Source organism: Thalassoglobus sp. (assembly GCF_048270125.1).
Classification (GTDB): domain Bacteria; phylum Planctomycetota; class Planctomycetia; order Planctomycetales; family Planctomycetaceae; genus Thalassoglobus.
Map to the genome: position 1 here is coordinate 505175 of NZ_JBLWTN010000002.1, position 23817 is coordinate 528991.

Annotated in this window: 18 protein-coding genes and 1 pseudogene; 9 read left to right on the forward strand and 10 right to left on the reverse strand. The window is 50.0% G+C overall.

Annotation, left to right across the window (positions count from 1 at the left end; all coding sequences use genetic code 11):
- Positions 1-175: 175 nt before the first annotated feature.
- The 3 genes from ACN0YR_RS04260 to ACN0YR_RS04270 form a co-directional block, all read right to left on the reverse strand.
- Positions 176-580 (reverse strand): hypothetical protein, encoded by a 405-nt coding sequence (locus tag ACN0YR_RS04260; protein WP_417847950.1) that lies wholly within the window; start codon positions 578-580, stop codon positions 176-178.
- A gap of 656 nt (positions 581-1236) precedes the next feature.
- Positions 1237-3198, reverse strand: a complete 1962-nt coding sequence (locus tag ACN0YR_RS04265) for an ATP-dependent DNA helicase (RefSeq protein ID WP_417847951.1) — start codon at positions 3196-3198, stop codon at positions 1237-1239.
- Complete coding sequence (locus tag ACN0YR_RS04270) at positions 3195-4943, reverse strand: SpoIIE family protein phosphatase (protein ID WP_417847952.1); 1749 nt, start codon at positions 4941-4943, stop codon at positions 3195-3197. Before ACN0YR_RS04270 ends, ACN0YR_RS04265 begins: the two co-directional genes overlap by 4 nt.
- Positions 4944-5265: 322 nt before the next feature.
- Here ACN0YR_RS04270 and lysA point away from each other — a divergent pair, with 322 nt between their 5' ends.
- Positions 5266-6537 (forward strand): diaminopimelate decarboxylase, encoded by a 1272-nt coding sequence (lysA, locus tag ACN0YR_RS04275; RefSeq protein WP_417847953.1) that lies wholly within the window; start codon positions 5266-5268, stop codon positions 6535-6537.
- Positions 6538-6600: 63 nt separating this feature from the next.
- Here the strand turns inward: lysA and ACN0YR_RS04280 are convergent, their stop codons facing one another.
- Entirely contained in the window at positions 6601-7743 is a 1143-nt protein-coding gene (locus tag ACN0YR_RS04280) for a Gfo/Idh/MocA family protein (protein WP_417847954.1), read from the reverse strand.
- A gap of 226 nt (positions 7744-7969) precedes the next feature.
- On the opposite strand from ACN0YR_RS04280, the gene ACN0YR_RS04285 reads away from it, so the two are divergent.
- The 3 genes and pseudogenes from ACN0YR_RS04285 (at position 7970) to ACN0YR_RS04295 (ending at position 9062) form a co-directional block, all read left to right on the forward strand.
- Positions 7970-8221 (forward strand): hypothetical protein, encoded by a 252-nt coding sequence (locus ACN0YR_RS04285; protein ID WP_417847955.1) that lies wholly within the window; start codon positions 7970-7972, stop codon positions 8219-8221.
- A 248-nt stretch (positions 8222-8469) separates the two neighbouring features.
- Positions 8470-8841: pseudogene (locus tag ACN0YR_RS04290) on the forward strand (DUF6932 family protein); the annotation flags it as partial.
- Positions 8838-9062 carry a hypothetical protein gene (locus tag ACN0YR_RS04295; protein WP_417847956.1) on the forward strand — a complete coding sequence of 75 codons (225 nt, stop codon included), beginning with the start codon at positions 8838-8840 and terminating at the stop codon, positions 9060-9062. The pseudogene ACN0YR_RS04290 and the gene ACN0YR_RS04295, both read left to right, overlap by 4 nt.
- A 202-nt stretch (positions 9063-9264) precedes the next feature.
- On the opposite strand, the gene ACN0YR_RS04300 is transcribed toward ACN0YR_RS04295, so the two are convergent.
- Positions 9265-12201 (reverse strand): hypothetical protein, encoded by a 2937-nt coding sequence (locus tag ACN0YR_RS04300; protein WP_417847957.1) that lies wholly within the window; start codon positions 12199-12201, stop codon positions 9265-9267.
- A gap of 996 nt (positions 12202-13197) precedes the next feature.
- On the opposite strand from ACN0YR_RS04300, the gene ACN0YR_RS04305 reads away from it, so the two are divergent.
- Positions 13198-13962: a DUF1571 domain-containing protein gene (locus ACN0YR_RS04305; RefSeq protein WP_417847958.1), complete on the forward strand. Its 765-nt coding sequence runs from the start codon at positions 13198-13200 to the stop codon at positions 13960-13962.
- Here ACN0YR_RS04305 and ACN0YR_RS04310 read toward each other — a convergent pair.
- The 3 genes from ACN0YR_RS04310 to ACN0YR_RS04320 all read right to left on the reverse strand — a co-directional run bounded on the left by ACN0YR_RS04310 (position 13887) and on the right by ACN0YR_RS04320 (position 17231).
- Entirely contained in the window at positions 13887-14825 is a 939-nt protein-coding gene (locus ACN0YR_RS04310; RefSeq protein ID WP_417847959.1) for a hypothetical protein, read from the reverse strand. The genes ACN0YR_RS04305 and ACN0YR_RS04310 overlap by 76 nt on opposite strands.
- 30 nt (positions 14826-14855) lie before the next feature.
- The gene (locus tag ACN0YR_RS04315) at positions 14856-15398 is read right to left on the reverse strand and encodes an RNA polymerase sigma factor (protein ID WP_417847960.1); all 543 of its coding nucleotides are present in this window, start codon (positions 15396-15398) and stop codon (positions 14856-14858) included.
- 297 nt (positions 15399-15695) lie between these two features.
- Positions 15696-17231 (reverse strand): PDZ domain-containing protein, encoded by a 1536-nt coding sequence (locus ACN0YR_RS04320; protein WP_417847961.1) that lies wholly within the window; start codon positions 17229-17231, stop codon positions 15696-15698.
- A gap of 321 nt (positions 17232-17552) precedes the next feature.
- On the opposite strand from ACN0YR_RS04320, the gene ACN0YR_RS04325 reads away from it, so the two are divergent.
- The 3 genes from ACN0YR_RS04325 to ACN0YR_RS04335 all read left to right on the forward strand — a co-directional run bounded on the left by ACN0YR_RS04325 (position 17553) and on the right by ACN0YR_RS04335 (position 20853).
- Positions 17553-18947 carry a Gfo/Idh/MocA family protein gene (locus ACN0YR_RS04325; protein WP_417847962.1) on the forward strand — a complete coding sequence of 465 codons (1395 nt, stop codon included), beginning with the start codon at positions 17553-17555 and terminating at the stop codon, positions 18945-18947.
- A 166-nt stretch (positions 18948-19113) separates the two neighbouring features.
- On the forward strand, positions 19114-20295 hold the full coding sequence (gene lpxB, locus ACN0YR_RS04330) for a lipid-A-disaccharide synthase (protein ID WP_417847963.1): 1182 nt from the start codon (positions 19114-19116) through the stop codon (positions 20293-20295).
- A gap of 24 nt (positions 20296-20319) precedes the next feature.
- The gene (locus ACN0YR_RS04335) at positions 20320-20853 is read left to right on the forward strand and encodes an NUDIX hydrolase (RefSeq protein WP_417847964.1); all 534 of its coding nucleotides are present in this window, start codon (positions 20320-20322) and stop codon (positions 20851-20853) included.
- Here the strand turns inward: ACN0YR_RS04335 and truA are convergent.
- The gene (truA, locus tag ACN0YR_RS04340; RefSeq protein ID WP_417847965.1) at positions 20841-21662 is read right to left on the reverse strand and encodes a tRNA pseudouridine(38-40) synthase TruA; all 822 of its coding nucleotides are present in this window, start codon (positions 21660-21662) and stop codon (positions 20841-20843) included. The two genes, ACN0YR_RS04335 and truA, sit on opposite strands and share 13 nt — an antisense overlap.
- Before the next feature lie 11 nt (positions 21663-21673).
- The gene (locus ACN0YR_RS04345; RefSeq protein WP_417847966.1) at positions 21674-22522 is read right to left on the reverse strand and encodes a hypothetical protein; all 849 of its coding nucleotides are present in this window, start codon (positions 22520-22522) and stop codon (positions 21674-21676) included.
- A gap of 337 nt (positions 22523-22859) precedes the next feature.
- Between ACN0YR_RS04345 and ACN0YR_RS04350 the strand changes: the two genes are divergently transcribed.
- Entirely contained in the window at positions 22860-23690 is an 831-nt protein-coding gene (locus ACN0YR_RS04350; RefSeq protein WP_417847967.1) for a hypothetical protein, read from the forward strand.
- Positions 23691-23817 lie beyond the last annotated feature (127 nt).

Here is a 23817-nt window from a genome sequence, read left to right on the forward strand (position 1 = left end):
ATTCTCCAAAGCTCATCCCCCGTTAACTTCCGCATAATCGATACTCCCGGAACCACCTTGGGGGATAGTGCCGTTTTTCTTGAAGTGCAACTCGTCTGAAATTCTCCGGAAGCCGAATTTAAAGGTTAGTGGACCAAAACATTCATGGTGAGTGGTGGACTCCAAAAAAGCTGATTTAAGTATGAATCGGACGATGGAATCCACATTTAAAAACCCCGGGACGAAGTCGAGGAGATTTCAAGATGAAGTGGACAACTTTGACTGCAGCCCTTCTGATCGCTGCCAGCGTTAACGTCGCTGATGCCGGTCTGTTCGGGCGTGGTGGATGCTGTGCTCCAGCTCCAACCTGCTGTGACGCTAATCCTAGCTGTGCAGCCCCTTGTGACCCAGGTTGTGCTGCACCAAGCAGCAACGCCTGTGCCCCTAACTGTGCCGCTCCTTGCGGCAATGCATGTGCTCCTGCATGTGCAGCTCCTGCATGTGCTCCTGCATGTGCACCAGCTTGTGCAGCACCTGCCGCTGCAGCTTGCTGTGCTCCAGCTCCAGAAGCTTGCTGTGCACCTGTAACAAAGTGCAACAAGCCACGTCGTCAACGACGTATCATGGGCTGGGCAAAGAGCATGCGAGATCGATGCAGCAACCTCGGTAGCTGCCTCCGTCGCGACAAAGGCTGCTGTGCACCTGTTCACACAGGATGTGCACCAGCTTGTGAGCCAGCCTGTGCTGCTCCAGCAGCATGTGCTCCAAACTGTGCTGCTCCACTCGGAGCTTGCAACTAAGTATGATCAAAACAGGCAAAGTTGACGAACTCTTCGTCCCCATGTTGAGTAGTTACAAAAACGCCTGCTAAGATTATGAGAGACCGGAATCTTCGGATTCCGGTCTCTCTTTTTTTGTATCAACCCTAAAGTGTTTGTTCTTCAGAGTACTGTTTCATTGCGGGTAACAAAATCGCGAAGCTGCTTTTCAATGTTCTCTGAATTAACACCGAGCAATTCACTTCGAAATCGTGGCGCTGAACTGGTTCAGATCGTGAAGATCATTCTTTGAAGGACCGAATCCGCATGAGCTGGCTCCCATTACTTTGGAGTCATTGCTTTGTAGTCACTGCTCTGTGCCACTTCTTCAATCTTGCTAGAGCATCTTTCGAATTGGCTTGCAGGATCTGCCTCGTGGCAAACTGCATTTTCGTTAGAGAATTGAGTTCTTCACAGGCACACGGTTGAGCAATCTGCTCTAGCTAATCACAAGGTCGCACTCTGGCAGACTTTCAATAAAGATCCGGCCGTATGCTTTAGTACGAATTCTGGGGTCCAGAATTACAACGGTCCCAGAGTCGCTGGCTGTGCGAATCAACCGTCCAAATCCCTGGCGAAGTTTGATCGCTGCTTCTGGAACCTGATACTCAGTAAAAGGATTCCCGCCATTCTCGCGAATTTTTTCAACGCGTGCTTCGAGCAAAGGATGATCCGGAACGCTGAACGGCAACTTGGTGATGATAACCATTTTCAACGCATCCCCCGGAACATCGACCCCTTGCCAGAATGATTCAGTTCCAAATAGAACCGCATTCCCATCTTTTCGAAATCGTTCGAGTAAGGTTGTTCTCGGAACTCCATCCCCCTGACAGAGCAACATGCGATTTTGCTCTACCATCCAGCGATTCAATTTTTGCGAGCAACTTCGCAACATTCGATAACTGGTGAATAGAACAAACGCTCCACCATCGAGTTCTTCGAGGTGCTGCTGAATTCTCGAGGCAACTGCCTGCTCATATTTTCCAGGGTTCTCTCCCGGCTCAGGCATGTTTTCGGCAAGGATCAACTTGACTTGCTTCTTGTAATTAAACGGAGATCCCAGTTTGAGTTCATTCGCTTTGCTGAGCCCGATTCGGTCTCGATAGAAACTGAAGTCTTGTTTTCCGACAGAAAGAGTCGCACTCGTCAAAATGACAGATTTCGTCTGCGAAAAGAGTTCATCTCGCAATGTCGCGCCCACTTGAATCGGCGATGAAAGCAACTTGACGTTTCGGTTCCGACCGGCCGATGTCTCTACCCAGTAGACAGCTTCGTCTTCGGTTTGTTTGAGCCAACTCTGAAGTGATATTGCCAATCCGTCTAGACGGTCGGCATTGGAAGTGAGGTTGATTCGCTGTTCCTCGGATTCCAGTTTCGAGGCGTATTGACGAATCATCATTGCGAGTTCGCTCGCATCGGTGCTGACGGGGTTTTCGAACTCGAGTGGTCGTCGAACTCGACCATTCGAATGGCCCGATTCATTTCTCCAGACATCGATACGGTCGAATAAGTCATCAACCAGGAATCGCAAACGACTGACAAGCTGCTGGCATTCGATCAAGTTGTGTTCGAGTAGAATTCCTTTTTGTGTACGGTCATTATAAAGCTTGCCAAACAGATAGCTGAATTGTCCATTTGTGACCGCCAATCCCAAGTGCGAAGCAGCCACATCTTCCAGAGTGTGGGCTTCGTCCATAATTGCGACTTGATACTCGGGGAGCAGGCTGGCTCCTTCCCGTCGTAACGCTAAATCGGAGAAAAACAGGGCGTGATTGACGACCAGGATATCGGCATTCCAAATCCGCTTTCGAGCTTTGTAGTAGTGGCAGTCATCATAAGTCGGGCAACGTCGTCCCAGACAGTTTCCATGGTCACTTCGCACTTCATCCCAAACGGTTGCCAGCGGAGAAAACCCCAAGTCAGAACGGGATCCATCGTCGGTATGCTGTGACCATTGATGGATCTGTTGAAGCTGTTGCATCTCCTCTGTTTCGAACAGCGACGTACTTCGTTCGTAGGCGCCCTTGAGACGTCGCAAACTGACGTAATTCCCTCGCCCTTTGACTAAAACCGCTGAGAATTCCACCGGCAAAATCGCGTTTAAAAACGGGATATCTCGCTGAAACAGTTGCTCTTGCAAGCTGATCGTATGTGTACTGATAACGATACGGCAGCGTGGTTCATCTTTCTTTCGCTGTGTGGCTGCGAGAATACTCGGCACCAGGTAAGCGAAACTTTTTCCGACACCCGTACCCGCCTCGGCGACAAGATGCTCCCCGTTCTGAATCGCATTCGCGACAGCAGATGACATTTCCAGTTGCTCCTGTCGAAGTTCGTACCCCGGCAGTCGCCTTGAAATGTACCCATCGTCAGCGAGCACATCATTCACAGAGAGTGTCATTGAGCAGCCCTGTGTACCCCAATCAGGCAGGTATCATCACGTGCATTCATGCCATCTGCAAAAGCTTCCGATGCGTTGACGACACCATCAATGACAAGTTGAATCTCTTCGGGCAACGTCTTGAAAAGTTCTTCAAGTCGCTTGGTTCCAAAGATTTCCTTTTTCTTGTTCATTGCCTCGGTCACCCCATCGGTGAAGGCGATTAAAGTTTCGCCCACGGCAATTGAACGAGTGGAGGATGTATATTTTAAATCTGGAACGATCCCCAAAGGCAAGTTGGAATCGTCTTTGCCCACCGCTTTGACTGACCCATCGGCACTCCGCACCAGTGGAGTCAAATGCCCTGCGTTGACGATTTCCATTGTGTGAGTTTCTGGATTGATCACCATGATTAAAAAGGTGATAAATCGATGCCCCAGCCCGCTCGAAGAAATCTCTTCATTCAATCCAGAGACGGCATCGGCAACAGTCGGGCAGGTCAGCAATTGAAAGCGTGTCGAAGAATAGAGCCGAGCCATCAACAACGCTGCGGGAATACCTTTCCCGGCGACATCGCCAATTGCCATCGCAAGCCTCCCGTCAGGGAGCTTGATGTAGTCGAAGTAATCACCCCCCACACTCAACGCTGCTTCATAGAAATCGCTGAACGTGTAACCGTCGACTTTCGGCCGTGACTTGGGGAGAAACCCAAGTTGGACCTGTGTGGCGAATTCCATATCACGTTCAATTTCGCGACGAACGAGATCTTCTTCGTGCAGTCTGGCGTTGGCAACAGCCAGAGATGCTTGTGATGCCAAACTGACAAGCAAGTCCAAATCCTCTTCGGAGAACGCCTGCTGCTCGTCGCGAGTGACGATTTGGATGACGCCAATTCCCTCATCTTCAGGCGTGACCATGGGAACGCACATGATCGAACGAATCTGCATGCGAGAAAGTGCGGTACTCTTTTTGAACCGCGAATCATCCGAGACATTCTTGCTGAGAATCGCTTCACGAGTTTGCATCGCATGGCGAACGACTGTCATGCTAACCGCAACATTATCGACAGTTTGCTGCCCGCGAGCACGGCTTGCTTTGACCTTGAGTTTGCTCAACTCATTGTCCCGCAGCAATACGAATCCCTGCTCAGCCTGTGGGAAAATATTAAACAGCGTCGAGAGCATCTTCGGAAGAACTTTTTCGACCTTGAGTTCGCGTCCGATCGCCTGGGTGATTTCTAAAATTGCACGGAGCTTGACGCTCGGGTCAACCAGAGATTCTTCGTTATTGAACGAAGCCACTTTGCGAATAGAGGTCGAACTGTCGAAGCTTTCTTCGGCCTCCACTTCTTGAGGGAGGTACATCCGACTCTCTTCGACGGAACTGGAAAGGTTCAAAATTTCGGAATTGCTCACCTCTAATGTTTTACCGACTCCATCAGCTCCAACCCGATTTGTGGCAGTGATGAGTGCAGAAGGAGTAAAAGCAAACGTGAGAACAACGTCGCACAAGCGGAGTTGGTCTCCTTCCTGCAGTTCGTGTCGGCCAGAGATGACTTGCTCGTTAACGTAGGTCCCGTTACGACTTCGCAAGTCTTCGAGGTAATACGTTCCATGGCTTACAAGAATTTGAGCATGCCGACGGCTCACAACTCCGGATTGCAGAACAATCTCACAATTGGGATGCCGCCCCAGTACGATTTGCTCGCCTTCGAGCACGTACTGTGTTTTCTCTTTTCCGTCACTGATGAGCTGTAAGACAGCCAAGAGGTCTCCTTAAAATTGACTCGCCAATTTCACATCATAGCAATTTGATGCAGGTTTTAGAGGAAATTCATGATTGGTCTGCAGTCATATCGCTGTATCTTGAGTGCTCGATTACCTCACCCAGTGACTCACCGGGGGCTAAATTGACACTGAAGACCAATTCGAAAGCTGCTCTAGGTGTTCAAAAGTAAAGTTTACAGAGACAAATCCTCTGCGGTCAAACCCCCTGCGGTTCAATCCGGGATTCCTTCTCCATTGAGGACAAACTCCAGACTGCTATGATCTGGCAGGCAGATCAAAACTCTCGAAATGAAGTAGAAAAATGGACCCTTTTCAGTATCAAAACGGCGAACTCTTTTGTGAACAAGTTTCAGTTTCTGCCTTGAGTCAGGAATTTGGAACCCCATTGTGGATTTATTCTAAATCTAAATTGGTCAATGAATACCGTCAAATCCAAGAAGCCTTCGCAGCAGTTGACCCCGTAATCTGCTATTCCGTCAAGGCGAATTCCAATCTCAGCATCCTCAAACTTCTCAACGAAGAAGGTTGCAGCTTCGACGTCGTGAGTGGTGGCGAACTCTTTCGTGTCCGAGAAGCTGGAGCAGATACAACCAAGGTTGCCTTTGCGGGTGTCGGGAAGACGGATGAAGAAATCCGCTTCGCTCTCGAAAACGACATTCTCATGTTTAACGTAGAGAGTGAACCCGAGCTCGATGCGATCTCAAGAATCGCTGCCGAGATGGGAAAAGTGGCCCCTGTCGCATTGCGGCTCAACCCGGATGTCGATGGGAAGACGCACGCGAAAACCACGACTGGCAAGAAGGGCAACAAGTTCGGGATGGACTTCGAACGACATAACGAACTCGCAGACAAGGTCCTTGCCGACCCTCATCTGGAGTTGCGCGGAATTCATATGCACATCGGTTCGCCGATTAACACGACAGACCCATACCGGCAGTCAGCTGAGAAAGCCCTCAATATCGTTCGCGAGCTCCGAAAGAAGGGGCATCAAACAAACTGGATTAACCTGGGAGGCGGATTCGGTTTGAATTATCGAGGGGACGAAGCAGCGACCGCTCAGGAATACGCGGAAGTCATTGTTCCATTTGTTCAAGAAGCAGAATGTCGTCTGGCATTAGAACCGGGACGCTCCATCGCTGGGAACGCGGGAATCCTCGTTAGCGAAGTGGTCTTCGTGAAGCACGAAGGGGGCAAAAGATTTGTGATTCAGGATGCTGCGATGAACGACCTCGTTCGTCCGGCGATGTACGATTCCTTCCATAAAATCTGGCCAGTCAAACCCTCCGTCGACCCTCCAGAAGATTTCGAAGCAGAACTCGAAGGCTGCCCACCTGCCGATATTGTTGGTCCGGTTTGCGAGTCGTGCGATTATTTGGCAAAATCTCGACCGTTCCCAGAAGTCCAGCGTGGTGACTTGCTTGCGACGTTCAGTGCCGGAGCTTACGGGACCGTGATGAGCAGTAACTATAATTCACGTCGCCGCGGGACTGAAGTTCTGGTCGACGGAAGCGAATACAAAGTTATTCGCCGAAAAGAAACCTATGAAGATTTGATCGCACACGAACGAGTCTGATCAAAGCAATTTCGCCATTTGCCTCACACTTCGAAGTGTGAGGCAAAGCGGCAATATCAAGAACTACACGTTTTCCCAGGAGCGGGCTTTCGCGCTTGCGAGAACGGCATCGCAAACTTTTTGCGTTTCGAGTGCATCGCGGAACGTCGGTCCGCAAGGTTTTCCTTCATCGAGACTCTTCATGAAGTCTGCGACATGATGCACGAACGAGTGTTCGTAACCGATCTGCAAACCGGGAACCCACCACTTGTCCATGTAGGGATGTTCGCCTCCATGGTCAGTCACATGCACACTCTTCCAGCCACGGAGTGCTCCTTCGTCTTTGTGATCAAAGACTTCCAGACGGTGCAGATCTTCAAGATCCCAGCGAAGCGACATCTCCGAGCCGTTGATTTCAAGCGTGTACAACGCCTTGTGTCCCCGAGCGTATCGGGTCGATTCGAACAGCCCTAATGACCCATTCGAGAAGTGGCACATGAAGGCACAGGCATCGTCGATGGTCACTTTGGTTTTCTCACCAGTTGCCTGATGCACTCGCTCTTTGATGAATGTTTCTGTCATCGCGGAAACATCGCTGACGGTTCCGTTTAACCAGATCGCTGTATCAATACAATGAGCGAGCAAATCGCCTGTCACTCCGGAACCAGCTGCTTCAGCATCGAGGCGCCAAAGTGCTTCCCCTCCCTGTGGAAGATCTTCAGAGATTGTCCAATCCTGCAGGAAGTTTGCCCGGTAGTGGAAGACCCGCCCCAAGGCACCTGACTCGATGATCTGCTTCGCCAGGGTGACAGCGGGAACACGGCGGTAGTTGTACCATACGGTATGAGCGACTCCTGCCTTCTCAACCGCTTTGCACATTTCTTCACCCTCAGCGACGTTCATCGCGAGTGGCTTTTCGCAAAGGATCATTTTTCCAGCTTCGGCACAAGCAATGGCAATTTCTTTGTGCAGATTGTTCGGCACGCAAATATCGATGGCGTCGATGTCATCGCGAGCGATGAGCTTTCGCCAGTCTGTTTCGATGGACTCATACCCCCACTGGTCAGCGAAAGCCTGGATCTTTTCTTCGCTTCGAGCACAAGCTGCTTTTAAGACAGGTTGATGCCCCAATTCGGGAAAGAAGTCCGGGCAGCGTTTGTAGCCGTTCGTATGGGCACGTCCCATGAACCCGTAGCCAATCATTCCCACATTCACAGGTGTTGCCATCTCTTGTCTCCTTTTTGAAGCCTAATCCAAGATTGTGATGCCATCTTCCGACGACCGTTCGCTGAAATTTTCAGTCCGGACTCTAGCAAACCCGACACAGAATCCCAAGATTGCAGCCGTTTCACGTGAAACGTCACGGGTGAAATCCACCTTGCTGGAACCTCTTCACTGCACGTATCATTTCTAATGTGAACGGAACCTCACACAACCAAGACGCAGGTCAAGTATGGAACGTTTGAAATTACCCGAAGAATCGAGACAGTTGTTGGTACAGGCTGGTGTTCGGTTTGAAGCTTGGCTTGTAGGGAAGATCTCAGAGTCTGGAATACTTCTTGAATACATCACACCCACTGACTTCGAGCAAGTTTGTGCAAACTTGAAGGTCAGTGACTTGCAGGAATTCTTGAGAGAACTAAATGTCATGACCCAGAAGGATGTCGCTGACCTGAATGAGCCTGAGGAACGGCAAGCAGCGTAAAGATGGACGAACTTGACCAGAGGGCTCTAGCAGAATCGCGTACTGACATCGACAATGCTTTTCTGTCGCTGATCTCCGAGTTTCGGGCCAAAGGCTGGAGCGCACGGCAGTCAATTGAAAAAGCATGTTCCGAAATTCGAACAGCGCTTGTATCGCCCAGAGACTTTGAAGGCTCGTTACCAGAATTTGAGGAGGGTGGTTACCTTCCAGCGACTCTAAAGTGTTCAATTGAGTAGTTTCGAGAACGTTTTGGAGAGGGGACCCCGAGACGGAGCCACCTGATGAAGGAACTCCAAGAAGTATTTGATCACTGTCGATCTGCACAAACGAAGCGGGTCATTCTTGGTGGAAGCTTCATTACAAACAGAGACTCACCAAACGACGTTGACCTCACGGTTCTGGTTGATCAGGACTTCCACATCAACCAGTCCATCGAAAATCGGATCCTGATTGAAGACTACTCTTTCTCGAATGATTGGAAAGCAAAGGGAGTCCACCTGTTCCTGGTGGATAACTTGAAAAGTTTCTGGCGAGCATTTCACGATTACTCCCGCCCTAAAGAGATTGGATTTTACGCTCCAGGTGTTGAATACACAGGAGTTGTCGAGGTGGTGCTATGATTAATTCAGATGCTGAGTACGATGCGATCCTCGAGCAAATCCACGATGAAGTGAAGCGATTGACTGAGCTTACAGAATCTAAGAGCCCTAATGGCTTCGACATCATCAACTCGCACAAAAAACTCTCCTTGCTTCATGACGATGCGTTCCAGTACCAGTGTGCCCGTCTCTTCGACGCCAACGTTGCAAAAGATGATGAGGCTGAAGCGAAGCGAAAATAACGCTGGTCTCTTCCGGAACTTTACGTTCTGTTTTGTCTCGTGAAGAGTGGTCTACGAAGTCATGAGGCGAACATCACAGGTACGACCTGTGTTGGAAATGCTCTGGGAACAATTCCCATGCTGGTGTTTTCGTGCGGCTTCATGATGCAGCCAGGATGCTGGTGAGCCACGTTCGACAGGGCTCGCTGTCGAGCAAGTTGCTTTAGTCGATCCCGAGCAGGGAGTTGAGCTGCATCGATCCTCGACCGAAACTTCCGAACTTTGGTTCGAGAGAAAGAGCGACACCAACGTTGTCTTTACTGCGATCGTACCCGAGACCGAAGTGGAGCAGAAAGTTCTCACTGATGCGGGTGACCGTTAGCGATTGACCCCGGTCAATCCCTTCGGCGATATCATACGAAGCTCCAAAAGTTGCGACATAGAGATTCGGGCTCATGACGTAAGAAAGACTACTTGTGAGAAGTTGGCTTTCGACTGGGCCAGCTTCCAGATTTCGGTATCCGAAGTAAATGCTTCCTCGCTCAGAACGCTGGCTGAGGAGTCCGACATTCCAAACTCGCTGACCCATGTCAAAGAAGTCAAACGCTCCACTTGCCAGAACAGATGTCCGGGGACCAACGTGCCAGGCGTAGCGGCTGGTCAGTAATCCGAAGTCTTCCCCAAAGTTATCTTCTTCGGCATCGGGGAAATAAGTCAGCCCCAGGTCCAGTTCCATCCAGTCTACAATCCGTGGGTTCTCTGGTGGACCAACTTTAGTTTGCCAGCGATGATGCATTCCTAATCGCAATGCATGCTGATCGTCGACGAGTTCATTATAGGGGGCAGTGACAGATCGTCCTGCACCTGATCGAACGGCATACAATCGGGGATCATAGACATCTGGTAAGACTCCCCCGAATTCGAGTACCTGGAAGCGAGACCGGAATCTCTCTTGGGCGTTTTCATCGAACGTATTGTATTGTGGAATTCGATCAAGGTCTTCCGACGCTTCTGCGAAGTAGTAGTCGAGATCATACGTCACTTTGTGTGCGAGACCGTTCAGCCCGAGGATTGAGCTTTGCACGTGTGGCATGTACTTGGCAAACTGAATGCTTGCTCGAACTCCGGCACTTCCATACCAGCGCGTCAGGTCTTGACCGGTGAGATCCTCTTGCCAGTGGGCCACTTCGCCTAACGCATATGGGACAACTTTCACAGGTCCAGCATTGAAGGGCAGGGTTAATTCATGACGTGAATGGGCGACGAGTCCTTCGGAATCTGCGAAGTAGTCCAGAGGAACGAATGGGTCAGCAGCAGGATCTGGGGGTGGAGATGCCTGGTGTAATCTTCCATATCCAATTGCGGAGTGCATGCTCCAGTTGATCGGAGAATTGAAAATCGGTTGTCCGAGAAGAGTAATGTCTGCCCTCGGTAGCCAGTCGGTCTGATTCGCAAAGTCATTTGACCGAATCGCTCCGGTGATGCTCGTCGTGAGATTGTCGTATTGATGTTCCAGAGAAATCTTGTTCTCCAGGTCTTTGTCTCGATCCCACTCTTCTTCGTACCATTGCTCCTGGAAGTTTCTGTCGTTGTTGAAGACGTGCCCCACCTCAGCGAAGATCGAAGTGAACGGGGTCAGTTCCGTTTCGTTTCTCCACAGAATACGGCCTCGGTTTTCATTTGGAGGTGCGAGGCTTCTACGCCCCAGCCCCAGGTTGTCGACTCCACCATCATTGATGTAATAGAAGTGACTCATCCCGGAGTGATGCGCGGGTGCACCAAACAATGTTGCATACGAATCGTACTCTGATTGAAGCCCGGCTGCTGGTCCTCGCTCTGAAAAGTAATCGACCTCCAGGTTGAGATCGGTCCCCTCAGGTAACTCCAGACCGAGAAGTCCTTCAAGGTTCCACGCAGTTTCGAGTTCGGCTCCAAACACACCGGAGTATCCGAAATTGAGTTCGGTGATCGGGATACGCGGATCTTCAGCTGGTCCAGTCAAATATGGAGAATTGAAGACTGGCACATTTTCAATGAAGAGTCGATTGTTGTGGCTGGTGATCCAGAGCGTGCTGGGATCAGGCAGACCCGTTGCCGGGTCGATAGCATTCGGAAAGATCGAAGGTCGTTCTTCGAGGAAGATGTCGCTCGACTCGATACGGTACTTCGGTTGTCCGAACTCGCTTGTCGTAAAGTATGCATTCCGAGCATGGAAATTCATTGCGGAAAATTGGCGAACTTCCGCTGCTCGCAAACGGATTGACCCATCGTATTCTGGGACTTGCGTACGGATTTCCGCATCGACTAGCAGACCACGTCGCTGGCTGATGTCGTAAAACGCACGGGAAGCTTTGATTTTACTCGCCCCCTGGCGAACAACAATATCTCCTTCCAGGAAGACTTCGAACGGGGTGTTCTCGTCAATCTCAAAGCCTTCAAGGTCGCCAATTCGATCGGCGTCAGTCCAGACCACAGCCCGGTCTGCGCTCAAGTCGATGCGTGTCAAAAACGTTTGACCGTTGATCGTCAACGGAACATTGTCAATGACAATATTGACTCCGCCCGTGACTGTGATCACATATTCTGGCTGAACCGAACTCTCAATGAAGTCCGCTTTCGCCTGGAAACGTTCACCAAGGAATCGTGGGCCAATTGTAACTCGACGGCGATATGGTGAGCCAAGCATTGGCAATGCAGGCCCCGACTGAGCTTGAGCCAGGGTTGTGTTCTGCACTTGTTGAATTGATCCAGTCGATTTTTTGCGATGCTCAACCGCTCTCAGATAAACCGGATCATTTTTCGCTCCCGGAACAGTAACCGGATTTGGACCGGAATAAGCAATCGAGACATCCGTTTCGAGTTCAAGAAAGAACGAAGGTCGTGTTTCTCGATGCCCATGTTCCTGCATGACAGGTGAGACTTCGGGAGTGTGATCGAGATAAGCAATGATCCGCCCCCCTTTTCCCGAGGCGTTTGGAATCTGCCAAATGACTGCTTGTGGAGATGACCAGGTTTGCGTCCCTTTTGTAATTTGACAGGGACCACGTAGAAGCAGAATTTTTTCTTTGTCACTGGGAATCTGGCTCGCGATTGAAACATGAATTTCAATCGGCTCCAGTAATGGGTTCGATGTTCCAATCTGCTGAACCTCTGAATTCATAGAGGGTTGCGAACCAAGAGAGTGTCCAGCCGGTGATGTCTGGGCAGACAACGATCCCGAGATGCTTAGCCAGCAGCAAAGCATCACCAATACGCATCCAGCGGAATGCGGTCGGGTGGGGGACACTCGGAATCCGTTCGCGAGTTGAGGTCAGGATGGGGAAATGGACACGACGAATCGTCGTAACTGGAGGGATTCAAAAAAGATACGGAAACCAAAGGGGTCGCCGAGTCGATTCTGAATCATGAAGACAGGCGCGGAGTATACGGCGGTTTCGAAAATTGAGTCAATAAGTCTCTGTGGCGGTCCAGGTTTCTGGCTGAAAGAGATCTTGACATGCGATTTAAACAGATGACGGAACCAATAATCTTTCAGATCAGACTGATTGAGGGGGCGAATTGTCGATATTCCTCTCCCGCTTGGAGCGAAAATCTGTAGGATACACCGCACCAATGAAGATTCTGGCTGAAGCAAAGTCTCTGCAAATCGAGTGCTGAGGCATAGAGGTCGAACTGAACCTGACGAAGTTCTCGTTGTTCCAGTTAATCACAGCGCTTTCAGAAAGAGTGTGAGCGGATTCGAAATACCCCTTGCACGACTCCTGATGCGACTTTGATTCACTGGAAGTTTGAGATCGATTCAGCAGGTTTGGCGAGAGCGAAGGAGTTTCTTGCCGGAGACTTTTATGGTGAAGAATTTTCTCGGTGTTTGAGAAACCAAGTTTGAGAAGCCAAGTTCAGGTTTGCGGACAAGTTCTCAAGGACTCTAAAGCAAATCCAGTATTGGTCTTTGTGTTATGCCTCGTGGCGGGCAGTCTGTGAAGTGATTCAAGTGATCTTCATAGGCGCGACAAACATTGAAAGTGCTCTGAAGAGCAGTCGATCCTGACTTACGTGTGATTAAGGACAGATCACAGAAAGAGCATCGCTGGAGCTGAATGACATGGACTTCATGACTGAAACGTTAAAGAGTGCGACCATGAGGAGATTGCCCAACGTGCTTCAATCAAGCCTGAAGACAATTTTTGTGTGCAGCTTGTTTCTGAACAGCCCTGCTTTCGGGCAGGAGCAATCCAAAGAACACCCACTCGCACCAGCGCTTAAGATGGCGAACGAATCTCTCGCCGTTCTGAATCGTGTCCAGGATTACGAGTGTCAATTCACTCGGCGTGAGTTCGTCAACAATAAACTTGTGACTCAACAGACAGTCTTTCGGTTGCGGCATCAGCCGTTTAGCGTGTACTTGAAATTCATTGATCCCGCTCCCGGACGCGAAGTGTTATATGTCGCTGGGCAGAATCAGGGAAAGCTGCTCGCTCATGAAGCAAGTGGGCTTTCGTCACTGGTTGGGACAGTTTCACTTGCGGTGAATAGCCCCAAAGTGATGGCAGAAACACGGCATCCCATTACTCAAGCGGGGATGAAGAACCTCATCCAACTCGTCATTGCTCAATGGGAACTCGAGTCCAAATATGGTGAGGTTGACGTCAAATTTTACCCGAACGCGAAGATTGGCGGGGCAGATTGCGAGGTGGTGGAAGTGTCACACCCGCGTCCCAGAAAACAGTTTCCGTATCATCTCACTCGTGTATTCTTTGAGAAAACAACACGCTTGCCGGTTCGTGTAGAGAACTATGGATTCCCGGCGGCCCCGGGACAAAAAGCCCCGTTGCTCGAGGAATACACTTACACAAGTATTAAAGTGAACAACGGCTTCAAGGACATCGACTTCGACAGGAATAACCCCAAGTACTCGTTTTGACTGCGAGTCGGAGTAAACGTCTGGTCATCCATTTCTGAAGAATTCTCTTCCAGGATGAGCTTGAAGGTGGCGTCAAGTTTGGACTCGATTGGTTCCATCTGTTCAGACAGATTCGTGAACCAGTCGTGCGACTTTTTCGGTTGAACGGAAGCGTCGTTGAATCCGACAGCCATTGTGTCCGTCAGCTTGTTTGCAGCTCCCTGAACCCAACTGCCATAAGTCTTGCCAAGTTCACGGAGTTCAGCTTCGGCCTGCATTTCACTCTTTTCGACGTCCGTCTCGTTCCCGCTTGAAGCCATCGAGGTTTCCTTCACTGGGGGATTTTGAGCAATTTGCCGAGTTGTTCTCGGGACACTTCCAATCACCAGAAGAAGACACAACGACAAAACTGCGAGAACAGTCGTCAGGGAAATAAGAGAAGTTGTTCTGGACTCGGCTCTTTGCGAGTGGCTCAATGGCTCGGTTTGTGAACGAGTCTGAGGCGGAATTGTCGCGATCACCATGACAGGTTTCATGGCAGGTTTGACGTCACCGACAACGGCATCAACAAAATCGATTTGCGGCAGAACTGCTTTCCAGTCTTCGATGGCTGCGTTTAAGAGTTGATACTCAGCAAAGTGAGTTTGGCACTCTGGCGAGTCGCAAGAGTGGAAATGGTCGACAAGTTCCGGGGTCAAGTCGTCACGTTCCTCGACCCGCTGGTCGAGTCGTTGTCGAAATGTTTCGCAAGTTGTCATCTCTTTCTTCCAACAAATTTCATCGTCATATTCTAACGAGCTTTGAAAATCACCCTGTGAACTTCGTTTGCCGCTCCATTGCTGCTCAGTAACAATCACCTCCGCTGACGAGTGGTTCTCGCTCATTCGGTGGTCGTGGTCAGTTACCGTGGTCAATTAATGTGAATTTGGTTCAATTCCGCGTTTCATTAAATGCTCTGCGAGGAGCTTTCGACTTCTGTGTAACCACGTTTTAATTGTCCCTTCCTTGATTTCCAAAACCGCTGAAATTTCCTGAATGCTGAGTTCCTGCTGATAAAACATGACGAAGCATTCTCGGTGTTCGTCTTTCAGAACATCCAGCGCCTGATTCAATTCTTCAGCTAATCCCAGTTGTGGAAACTCAGATTCTGCTCCGAAATCGTTCGATTCACCGACTGTCTTTGGGAGCCTGGCTCGCTTGCCAAGTGCTGTTCGACATCGATTTGCGGCAATTTTCAAGACCCAAGGCCGGAGTGGTTGTGTTGAATCCCAGCTCTTCAGGTATTTCACAGCACGCGCAAGTGATTCCTGGGCAGTATCTTCCGCATCCTGACGGTGCCCTAACATTCTGAAACAGAGGCCAAAAACCTGTTGCTGAAAAACTTCAACAAATTCGCGCAGCGCGTTCTGATCCCCAGCGAGGCAGCGTTGAGCGAGATCCACAGGTTCCTCCGACACTCGTATTCCCTTAACAGCAGTTTATACCTGTTCAGTTCGCAACAAGTTTCAGAATATTAAAAAACGAAAATTTCTCAGCGAGAACAAATTTTGACAACATGGTCAAAATTTCAGTGACCGGCAACGAATTCGTCAGTCGTCGCTGAGTTTGCTCGATCGTCTCCCAAAATGATACTCAAGAAAGTTCCTGATGAAGACAAATTCGCCGTTCGCAAAATGTCAATTGAGTCATGAATTGCATAGCGTCTCTGGGGCGGCAAGTGGAATCTTTCTGGGCACAAAAACTGGGAAGTGTCGTTAAGGAGCTTCGATGATGATTTCCGCTCCGGAGGCAAGAGAGGCTGGAACCTTTCCATTTTGCTCTTTCATCACAGCATGAAATTCCTCGGGAGAGTTGATCATTTGGCCGGCAACACTCTGGATGAACTGCCCAACTTGCAGGCCGGCCTGGGCTGCGAGTGAGTCTGGTTCGACGTGCGAAACGACGACACCATTGGGAAATTCTGACAGAAAACGGTCCCGCAAATAGCGTCTTCGACCGGTCGGGTAATCGACTTCGAGACCTCTCCAAGCTGGAAATTTCCGCTGCGTCGCGACAAGTTTTGAGTCGTCATAGATCGGCCACTTTCCGAGTCTGACCGAAATTCGTTTCTCACCTTCGTTAAGTCGGTAGAGCACAACCTCTGCCGACTCTCCCGGTGGCACCAATCCGATCTCGCGCACGAGATCTGAGTTCGTTCCGATGGGAGTGCCGTTGACCTGGAGAATGAAATCTTCACGTTGAATTCCAGACTTTTCAGCTGGGGAATTTCTGGCAACTCGGGAAACAATGACAGCGGTCTCGGCCTCATGGTTGAGGTCGAGACCTTGAAGTTCTTCGGGCCGTGAGGTTTCCGGACTGATACCCAGAAAACCGTAATTCACCTCGTATCCCTGCTTCAACTCATTCACAATTCTGACGATTCCGGGCGTCATCGGAATGGCGTAAGAAGTCGTCACCCGTTGGTCATCAGGCGTTGCAATAGATGTGACAAGCCCGGAAAATTCGCCATCCAGATTCAGCAAGAGAGTCCCGCTCGAAGTTTGTGGATCAAGATGGGAGACTTCGAGCAACGTTCCCAAATCATGCAGAGTCCGTTCTACTACCGGAGTTGAGTTGTCTTGAGATTGTCTACGGCTGAGGTTTGAAATCAGCCCCAGTTGAATACTCGATGATCTATCCTTTGCAATGGACCAGGGAGTCCCGATTGCGGATAAGAAAGTTCCTTTTCGCGGATTGAACTTCTTGGGAAATCGAACAGCGACGATCTCGCCCGAACTTTTTTCAAGGCGGGGGAATTCAACTTGAAGCACTGCGAGATCGCTTCGCGGGTCTGAAGCAATGACCCTTGCGAGAGCTGTCTCCTGAGTCCCCGCTCGAACATAGATTTTCGATGCAGGGCTTCCTTCTGGCGTCGGCAAAAAACGATCCAGTAGATGTGCCGTGGTGAGTATCTTGATCGAAGACCCTTGAACATCGACGACAACTCCTCCACCAACACTCGCGGGTAATTGACCACTTTCGGGATTCAGTAGGTTTTCAAAAACCGTTCCGGGATCAGTTTGCTGAAGCTCGGTTTGCGAGACTGCAATCGCCACAAACGACTTTTGCCCCAACTCAGCATTGGCCTGCATTGAGAATTCAAGTTGCTGAAGTTGGCGAGCCCAAGGATTTTCCTGAGCTTCAGTTCGAGCCGAGTTAGCAAAGGCGAACGCCATGATCACAAGAATCGTTTTCGAACCGAGCGATCGGTGAAACCAGCTTAAAGCCCGGAATATTTGCATTGTCATCATTGAATCGCTGTCATTTTTCTTGACTATTTTGCATCACTGGTCATAGATGCGTTACATTATCATCCCTCGTGCGGCGTAAAGACCGCAACTGAAAGAAGAGCCTCTGTCAGGTCGCTGGTCAAGGGATTGGAGTCGACGGGCAAGGTAAGAGCAATGAAACTTGTGCGACATTTTCAGATGCCGAAATCCATTCGAATCATACTAGCGACTTATTCAGTCAGATTTTAATTCTTCAGATGGCTTACACTTTTGTGAGACAGCTGGCTTCTCGACAGTTCATCAATTTCATAAACCAACGAGCAAATCAAGCAGGAGCGATCTTTGAAAACGCCACAATCGACTCGCCGCGATTTTTTGAAAACCGGAACTCTGGCAGCTGCAGCCGGAGCGACAATGCCATACTGGTTTTCGACGAAAATGACTTTAGCAGAAGCTGCCGCAAAAAGTCCGAACGAACGAATGACGGTCGGCTCAATCGGTACGGGAAGCCGTTGGAATGCAGTCGGACCAGCTGCGTATGTCTTTGCTGATTGTCTCGCAGTTGCTGATGTCGATGCGAATCATGCTCAAGCAGGAAGGAAGAAAGTTCAGGCCATTCACGAGAAGGCAGGGCGTCCGACCGAGGTCGATGTCTACGAAGATTATCAAAAAATCCTCGAACGAGATGACATTGATCTTGTCACTATTGTGACGCCGGATCACTGGCATTCAAAAATCGCCATCGAAGCAATGCAAGCTGGAAAGGATGTCTACTGCGAGAAACCACTGACGTTGACGATCCACGAAGGAAAACAAATTATCAAGGTTCTCAACGAGACCAAGCGAGTTTTCCAGGTTGGGACTCAACAGCGAACCGAAATGGGTCAGAGATTCCTGCAAGCAATTGCCATGATTCGTGACGGACGCATTGGGGACGTCAAGAAAGTGACCTGCAATATCGGTGGGTCGACCGGAAGTGGACCGATTCCAGTTGCGGATGCCCCTGAAGGATTGAACTGGGAAAAATGGCTGGGACAGACTCCCTTGGTCGACTTCCGTTTTAAAGATGATGGTCGCTGGGGGAAAACTCGTTGCCACTATGAATTCCGCTGGTGGTACGAATACTCGGGCGGCAAAATGACAGATTGGGGCGCACATCATGTTGATATCGCACAGTGGGCGATTGACCAGCAAGCTCCAGATCAAGGTCCGACCCTGATTGAACCGATCAGCCACAAACACCCGGTTCCGTTTAAAAACGGGATGCCGGAACTCGACGACCGCTACAACGCTGCAACCGAATTCGATGTCAAAGTTATGTTCGGAAACGGTGTCGAAATGCACATTGTCAATGAATCAAAAGATGGAAACGGGATTCTGTTCGAAGGCACGAAAGGGCGTTTTCATGTCTCTCGCAGCGCGATTAAAGGGAAGCCTTTCGAAGACCTCAAGGACAACCCACTTCCCGATGGTGCGATCGAAAAAGTCTATGGTGGCAAACCGACCAGCCACATGGAGAACTTCATCAATTGTGTGCAAACTCGCGAAAAACCGATCTCTGATGTCTGGACTCACCATAAAGCGATGAGTACTTGCCATCTGGCCAATATCGCTATTCGCCTGGACAAAACCCTCGAATGGGATGCCAGGAAAGAGGAAATTACAAACGACTCATCCGCACGCGCCATGCAAGAGCGTGAACAACGCAAGGGCTACGAGATCAATGTGAGTGTCTGAAAAACTCACTGATTTTGATGTTTCAGAGCCGAATCGGAGACCCGATTCGGCTCTTTTTTTGCGTTGAAGTCGCTGTTTCCCACACAAAAACTCGCGCTGCCATGTTTTTTACTCTGTGATAGAATTCCCGGATATCTCAATACGTCGTGGATGCAGGGACGCAGCGATGCACGTTTTTTTATCTGTAGGTGAACCGAGTGGCGATCAGCATGCCGCTGAGTTAATGCGAGAATTCTCTCGGCGAGTACCAGATGCTCGCTTTAGTGGCTTCGGTGGCCCCGAAATGCAGGCTGAAGGTTTTGATTGCCTGTATCAACTGACCGATTTGGCTGTGATGGGCATCGGGCAGGTTTTGCCCCTGCTTCGCAAGTTCTACGGGCTGGTCCAGGATGCCAAAGAATATCTGCGTCTCCAAAAGCCCGACGCAGTGGTCCTCGTCGATTTTCCGGGGTTCAACTGGTGGATTGCCAGAGCAGCTAAAGAAATTGGAATTCCCGTTTACTACTACTGTCCGCCGCAACTTTGGGCGTGGGCTCCCTGGCGGATTCGTAAAGTTCATCGCTTTGTTGACTGTATTCTTTCAGTCCTTCCGTTCGAAGCGGAGTGGTACAAAAAACATGGCGTGGACGTCGAGTACGTCGGTCACCCGTTCTTTGACGAAGTCGCAGAACATCCACTCGATACCACAACTCTCGCGAAGATGTCATCGGACGATTTGCAAACAATCGGGATTCTCCCGGGATCACGTAAGCAGGAAGTCCTCCGCAACTTCCCTGTCATGCTGGACGTGATGACTGCTCTCTATGAAAAACATCCGAACATCCAGTTTCAAGTTGCCTGCTACAAAAAATGGCACTTCGATCAGTGTTCTAAACTCCTGAATGAATATGATGCTCAACTACCAATCAACCTGCATCTCAACAAGACTGCGGAAGTGATCGAGGCAGCTGATTTTTGCCTGATCGTTTCAGGGTCTGTCAGCCTGGAACTTCTCGCCAGAAAGACGCCAGCGATCGTCATGTATCGAGGCACGTTAACAACATACTTACTCTGCAAAGCATTGCTGACTGTCGATTATATGTCGCTGCCGAATCTGATTGCGAATCGAGCGATCATGCCGGAGTATCCGCTCGTACGACAGCAAAGTAGACACATCGACCGGATGACCGCACAACTCGACGAATGGATTTCGCATCCGGAGTTAGTTGATGAGACTCGAAAACAACTGACCGTCATTGCGAAAGCAATTGTTGAAACAGGCGGCGTTCAACGAGCAGCTGAAGTTCTCGTGAATCGATTGAGCAAAACGGATTCGACCAATCAGTCAATGAAAAACCGCGCTGCTTAACGCATATCGAATCGGGTTCCCACGATGGCAAGAAAACAGATCGAGACACTCTACCAAGGCAAACATTTGCAACTGCAAAAGCGTGGTCATTGGGAATTTGCCGCGCGGACTCAAGGAACCGGAGTCGTCGCGATTGTCGCCGTCACGGCGGATCAGCAACTGGTTCTCACAGAACAGTTCCGACCACCAGTTCAAAAGAAAGTTGTTGACCTTCCCGCAGGCCTCGCGGGGGACATCGCCGGTGAAGAACAGGAGTCGTTCGAAACCGCTGCGCGTCGCGAACTGATTGAAGAAACAGGTTTTGCCCATGGGGCTTTCAAGTACATTTTCTCTGGACCTTCCTCAGCTGGAATGACCACAGAAATGATCGACTTTTACTTAGCCAGCGATGTCGAGCAAGTCGAAGAGGGGGGCGGCGACGAAACGGAAGAGATCAAAGTGCATGTCATCCCACTGAAGAAAATCGGAGCTTGGCTGAAACGCAAAGAAACTTCGAAAACCTGCGTCGACCCCAAAGTGTATGCCGCTCTCGGAATCCTCTCGCTTCACACATCGTAGTAAACCTGTGCCATAAACAGTCCCGATGCCGGCGCGGTTCCACCTGCGATCGTTCGGTCCTGAGCATGGAGAATTCTTTCAATATCGGCGGCAGTCCAGGTTCCGCGACCAACGTTCACGAGTGTTCCCATGATGGTTCTCACCATATTATAGAGGAAGCCATCAGCTTCAATTTCCAGACAAATGAAGTCGCCATCACCACTCTGCGACTGATTCTGTAATTCGCGCTTCGACTGGCTTCGCGTATGCTCTGGTGACCACAAATCCCATTTAGCGCTCCGGTGAACCGACAACTCTTTGATGGTCCTGATTGAAGTTGCCTTGTTTGGCCAGTGCGATTCAAAGCTGCGAAAGTCATGCTTCCCGACAAGACTTTGAGCGGCTTCATTCATTGCCTCGGCATCCAGCTTTTGACTGATTCTCCAGACGAATCGTCGCCAGAATGGATGGTCGACAACGCTGTTGTAAATGACGTATCGATACCGTTTCGATTTCGCGGCAAATGTTGCATGAAAATCTTCCGGGACTTCGTCCGATTCGAGTATGACGATGTCGTCAGGAAGTTTTGATTGGAGCGCGGGCCGCCATCGATTGGGGGGGATACTGAAGTCGCTGCGAAAACTTGCAACTTGTCCCAAAGCATGCACACCGGAATCGGTTCGACCAGCACAAAGCAGGCTCACAGACTGCCCCGTCAATTTTTGAATCGCACGTTCGACTTCACCTTGAATCGTCCGTTGATTTGGTTGAGTCTGCCAACCGGCGTAGTTGGTCCCCTCGTAGGCAATGCGTAGTCGGATAGTTTTCATCGGTGGAAGAATCATTTCATTATCGAATCGGGGGCACTTTTCTCGTCGGAATCTCTTGAAGTGTCCGGCAAAATATTTCCACTCGATGAGTTCGTCTCACTCTGTTCTCGGTTGCTGGAGTGCGATGCGTGAGCGACTTGCTGGACCTCATCAATATGTTCTGGGACCGAATGCAGGATCATAATCTTTTGCCAGATTTTTCCTCCCTGGCCGGTGGTGAGATTTTCCAGATCGTTGACCGCGGCGACTGCCTGAGAGTCGTGGAAATTTGCAACATACAAGGCTGCGACTTTTCCACACAGAGCGAGCATTTCCGAACAGTAATCGAGATAGCGATTCAACTGAAATCGATTCATCGTTCGCTTGGGTGATGATTTGGTGTCAAAGGAAGCATCTCGCCAAAGCATTCGCTCCGGGTCTTTTGTAAGCTGGTGCATATCGATGATGTGGACCAGAGAGCGAAGTTCATGAATCGCCTTTAAAGCACGTGAACGTTTGACGCGAACTTCGAGCGTGAACAGGAACAGAAGCGTTGCCCCCACCAGAACCAATGCGTTGAATGCAGCATCAACAACTTGAATAAACTCGGAAGCGGGGATCGGTTGGTTCGGGATTTTTACCAGATTAAACATAACCAGAACTCCGATGAGAATCGCTGCGATAACACATCCGGAGAGGATTCGAACACCCAGCATGGGCCGACCGATGGCGATTGACCGCTGACTTGCCTGTTCGGCGATTTTGAGCAGTTCTTCGCACACTGTGGTGAGTCCCGCATCAGGAAACCTCTCATTGATGCGGTTTCGCAACACGCGGACTGTTTCCACGATATCTTTGGGAGACAGCTGATGGTTTGGCAAAAAAATCTCCAATCCTGTTGTTAAACTCTCGCTTGTCCTCACGTTTTATCTAATAGTCCGCCCCCGGTCTGCCCATGGCTTGAGCAAAATTGGAACGAAGTCTTTATCAGAAATGCGGATAATGCATCCAACCGGTCCAGTGAATGATGTGAATTCGATTAGATTCGTAAACTTTTCATTGAACATGGCTTTGTGTGATCGATAACATGATATGAGTTGGTCTCACCCGTGTGTGACAATGCGCAATGAATGCCATCTTATCGATTCAACTAGTACAATCACATCACTCTCTTTTTAGAGAGTGTCTCTTCATCTTTCACTTTCAGGGGACGAACCTATGACGCGCTTGCCGCAGTCGGCCCGGTTTATTGCATCAATTGCACTGGTCTTGGGTTTACATGTCGTTGCGACTCAAGCTGTTGAAGCCGGTCGACCTCTCACTAAAACAAAATTCGACCCCAGCGCCAAACAGGTGGAACTCTTCGCCGGAATGGAAAGCGGAGAGATCAAAGCGAAGCCCATCGCAAAAGATGCTTTAAGCGGGAAACTCCTGCTGACAAATGAAACTGACGAGCCGATCTCGGTCAAAATGCCTCAAGGATTCATTGTTTCTCCCCTCGCTCAATTTGGTGGTGGCGGCGGTGGATACGGTGGCGGCGGACAGGGCGGCGGACAGGGCGGTGGTGGACAACAGCAGGGTGGTGGAGGAACTGGTGGACAACAAGGTGGACAACAAGGTGGTGGCGGTGGAGGATTCTTCTCAATTCCACCGAAAAAGACACTCAGCGTCCCTTACGTTTCAGTCTGCCTGGAGTACGGAAAAATTGATCCACATCCACGAAGCGAATACATCGTTCGTCCTTCAACAAAGTTCAGCGACGATCCAGTTCTGTTGACTTTGATCGACATGGTCGGAACTGGCAAGCTGAACCCAGTGGCTGCTCAGGCAGCTGCCTGGCATCTTTCGAGTGGAATGAGTTGGCAGGAACTGGCAGCCTTGAAGTATGACCGTGTCGGAACACCTGACACTCCTTATTTCTCTCATGCTCAATTGATGGCTGCTCAACAGGTTGTGGCCACAGCTCAGCATATTGCAAAAGAAGGGGGCTTGAACAAGGAAGAGCCAACTCTCGATCGAGTCAATCCACGCGAACGAGCGACTCGCTAGAGCCGATCCAATATTGGTCTCTACGTTCTGCCTCGTGGCGAGCAGTCGATGATGTCATGAAGGTGACTTGCACGGCACGACAGGCATTTCGCACGACAAGCACTACATAGTGTTCGAATTCATTGTG

Coding starts and splice junctions, on each gene's coding strand:
- ACN0YR_RS04265 (WP_417847951.1), bottom strand. CDS start 3,198: ATGACACTCTCTGTGAATGATGTGCTCGCTGACGATGGGTACATTTCA.
- lysA (WP_417847953.1), top strand. CDS start 5,266: ATGGACCCTTTTCAGTATCAAAACGGCGAACTCTTTTGTGAACAAGTT.
- ACN0YR_RS04280 (WP_417847954.1), bottom strand. CDS start 7,743: ATGGCAACACCTGTGAATGTGGGAATGATTGGCTACGGGTTCATGGGA.
- ACN0YR_RS04285 (WP_417847955.1), top strand. CDS start 7,970: ATGGAACGTTTGAAATTACCCGAAGAATCGAGACAGTTGTTGGTACAG.
- ACN0YR_RS04295 (WP_417847956.1), top strand. CDS start 8,838: ATGATTAATTCAGATGCTGAGTACGATGCGATCCTCGAGCAAATCCAC.
- ACN0YR_RS04300 (WP_417847957.1), bottom strand. CDS start 12,201: ATGAATTCAGAGGTTCAGCAGATTGGAACATCGAACCCATTACTGGAG.
- ACN0YR_RS04310 (WP_417847959.1), bottom strand. CDS start 14,825: ATGAGCGAGAACCACTCGTCAGCGGAGGTGATTGTTACTGAGCAGCAA.
- ACN0YR_RS04320 (WP_417847961.1), bottom strand. CDS start 17,231: ATGATGACAATGCAAATATTCCGGGCTTTAAGCTGGTTTCACCGATCG.
- lpxB (WP_417847963.1), top strand. CDS start 19,114: ATGCACGTTTTTTTATCTGTAGGTGAACCGAGTGGCGATCAGCATGCC.
- ACN0YR_RS04335 (WP_417847964.1), top strand. CDS start 20,320: ATGGCAAGAAAACAGATCGAGACACTCTACCAAGGCAAACATTTGCAA.
- truA (WP_417847965.1), bottom strand. CDS start 21,662: ATGAAAACTATCCGACTACGCATTGCCTACGAGGGGACCAACTACGCC.
- ACN0YR_RS04350 (WP_417847967.1), top strand. CDS start 22,860: ATGACGCGCTTGCCGCAGTCGGCCCGGTTTATTGCATCAATTGCACTG.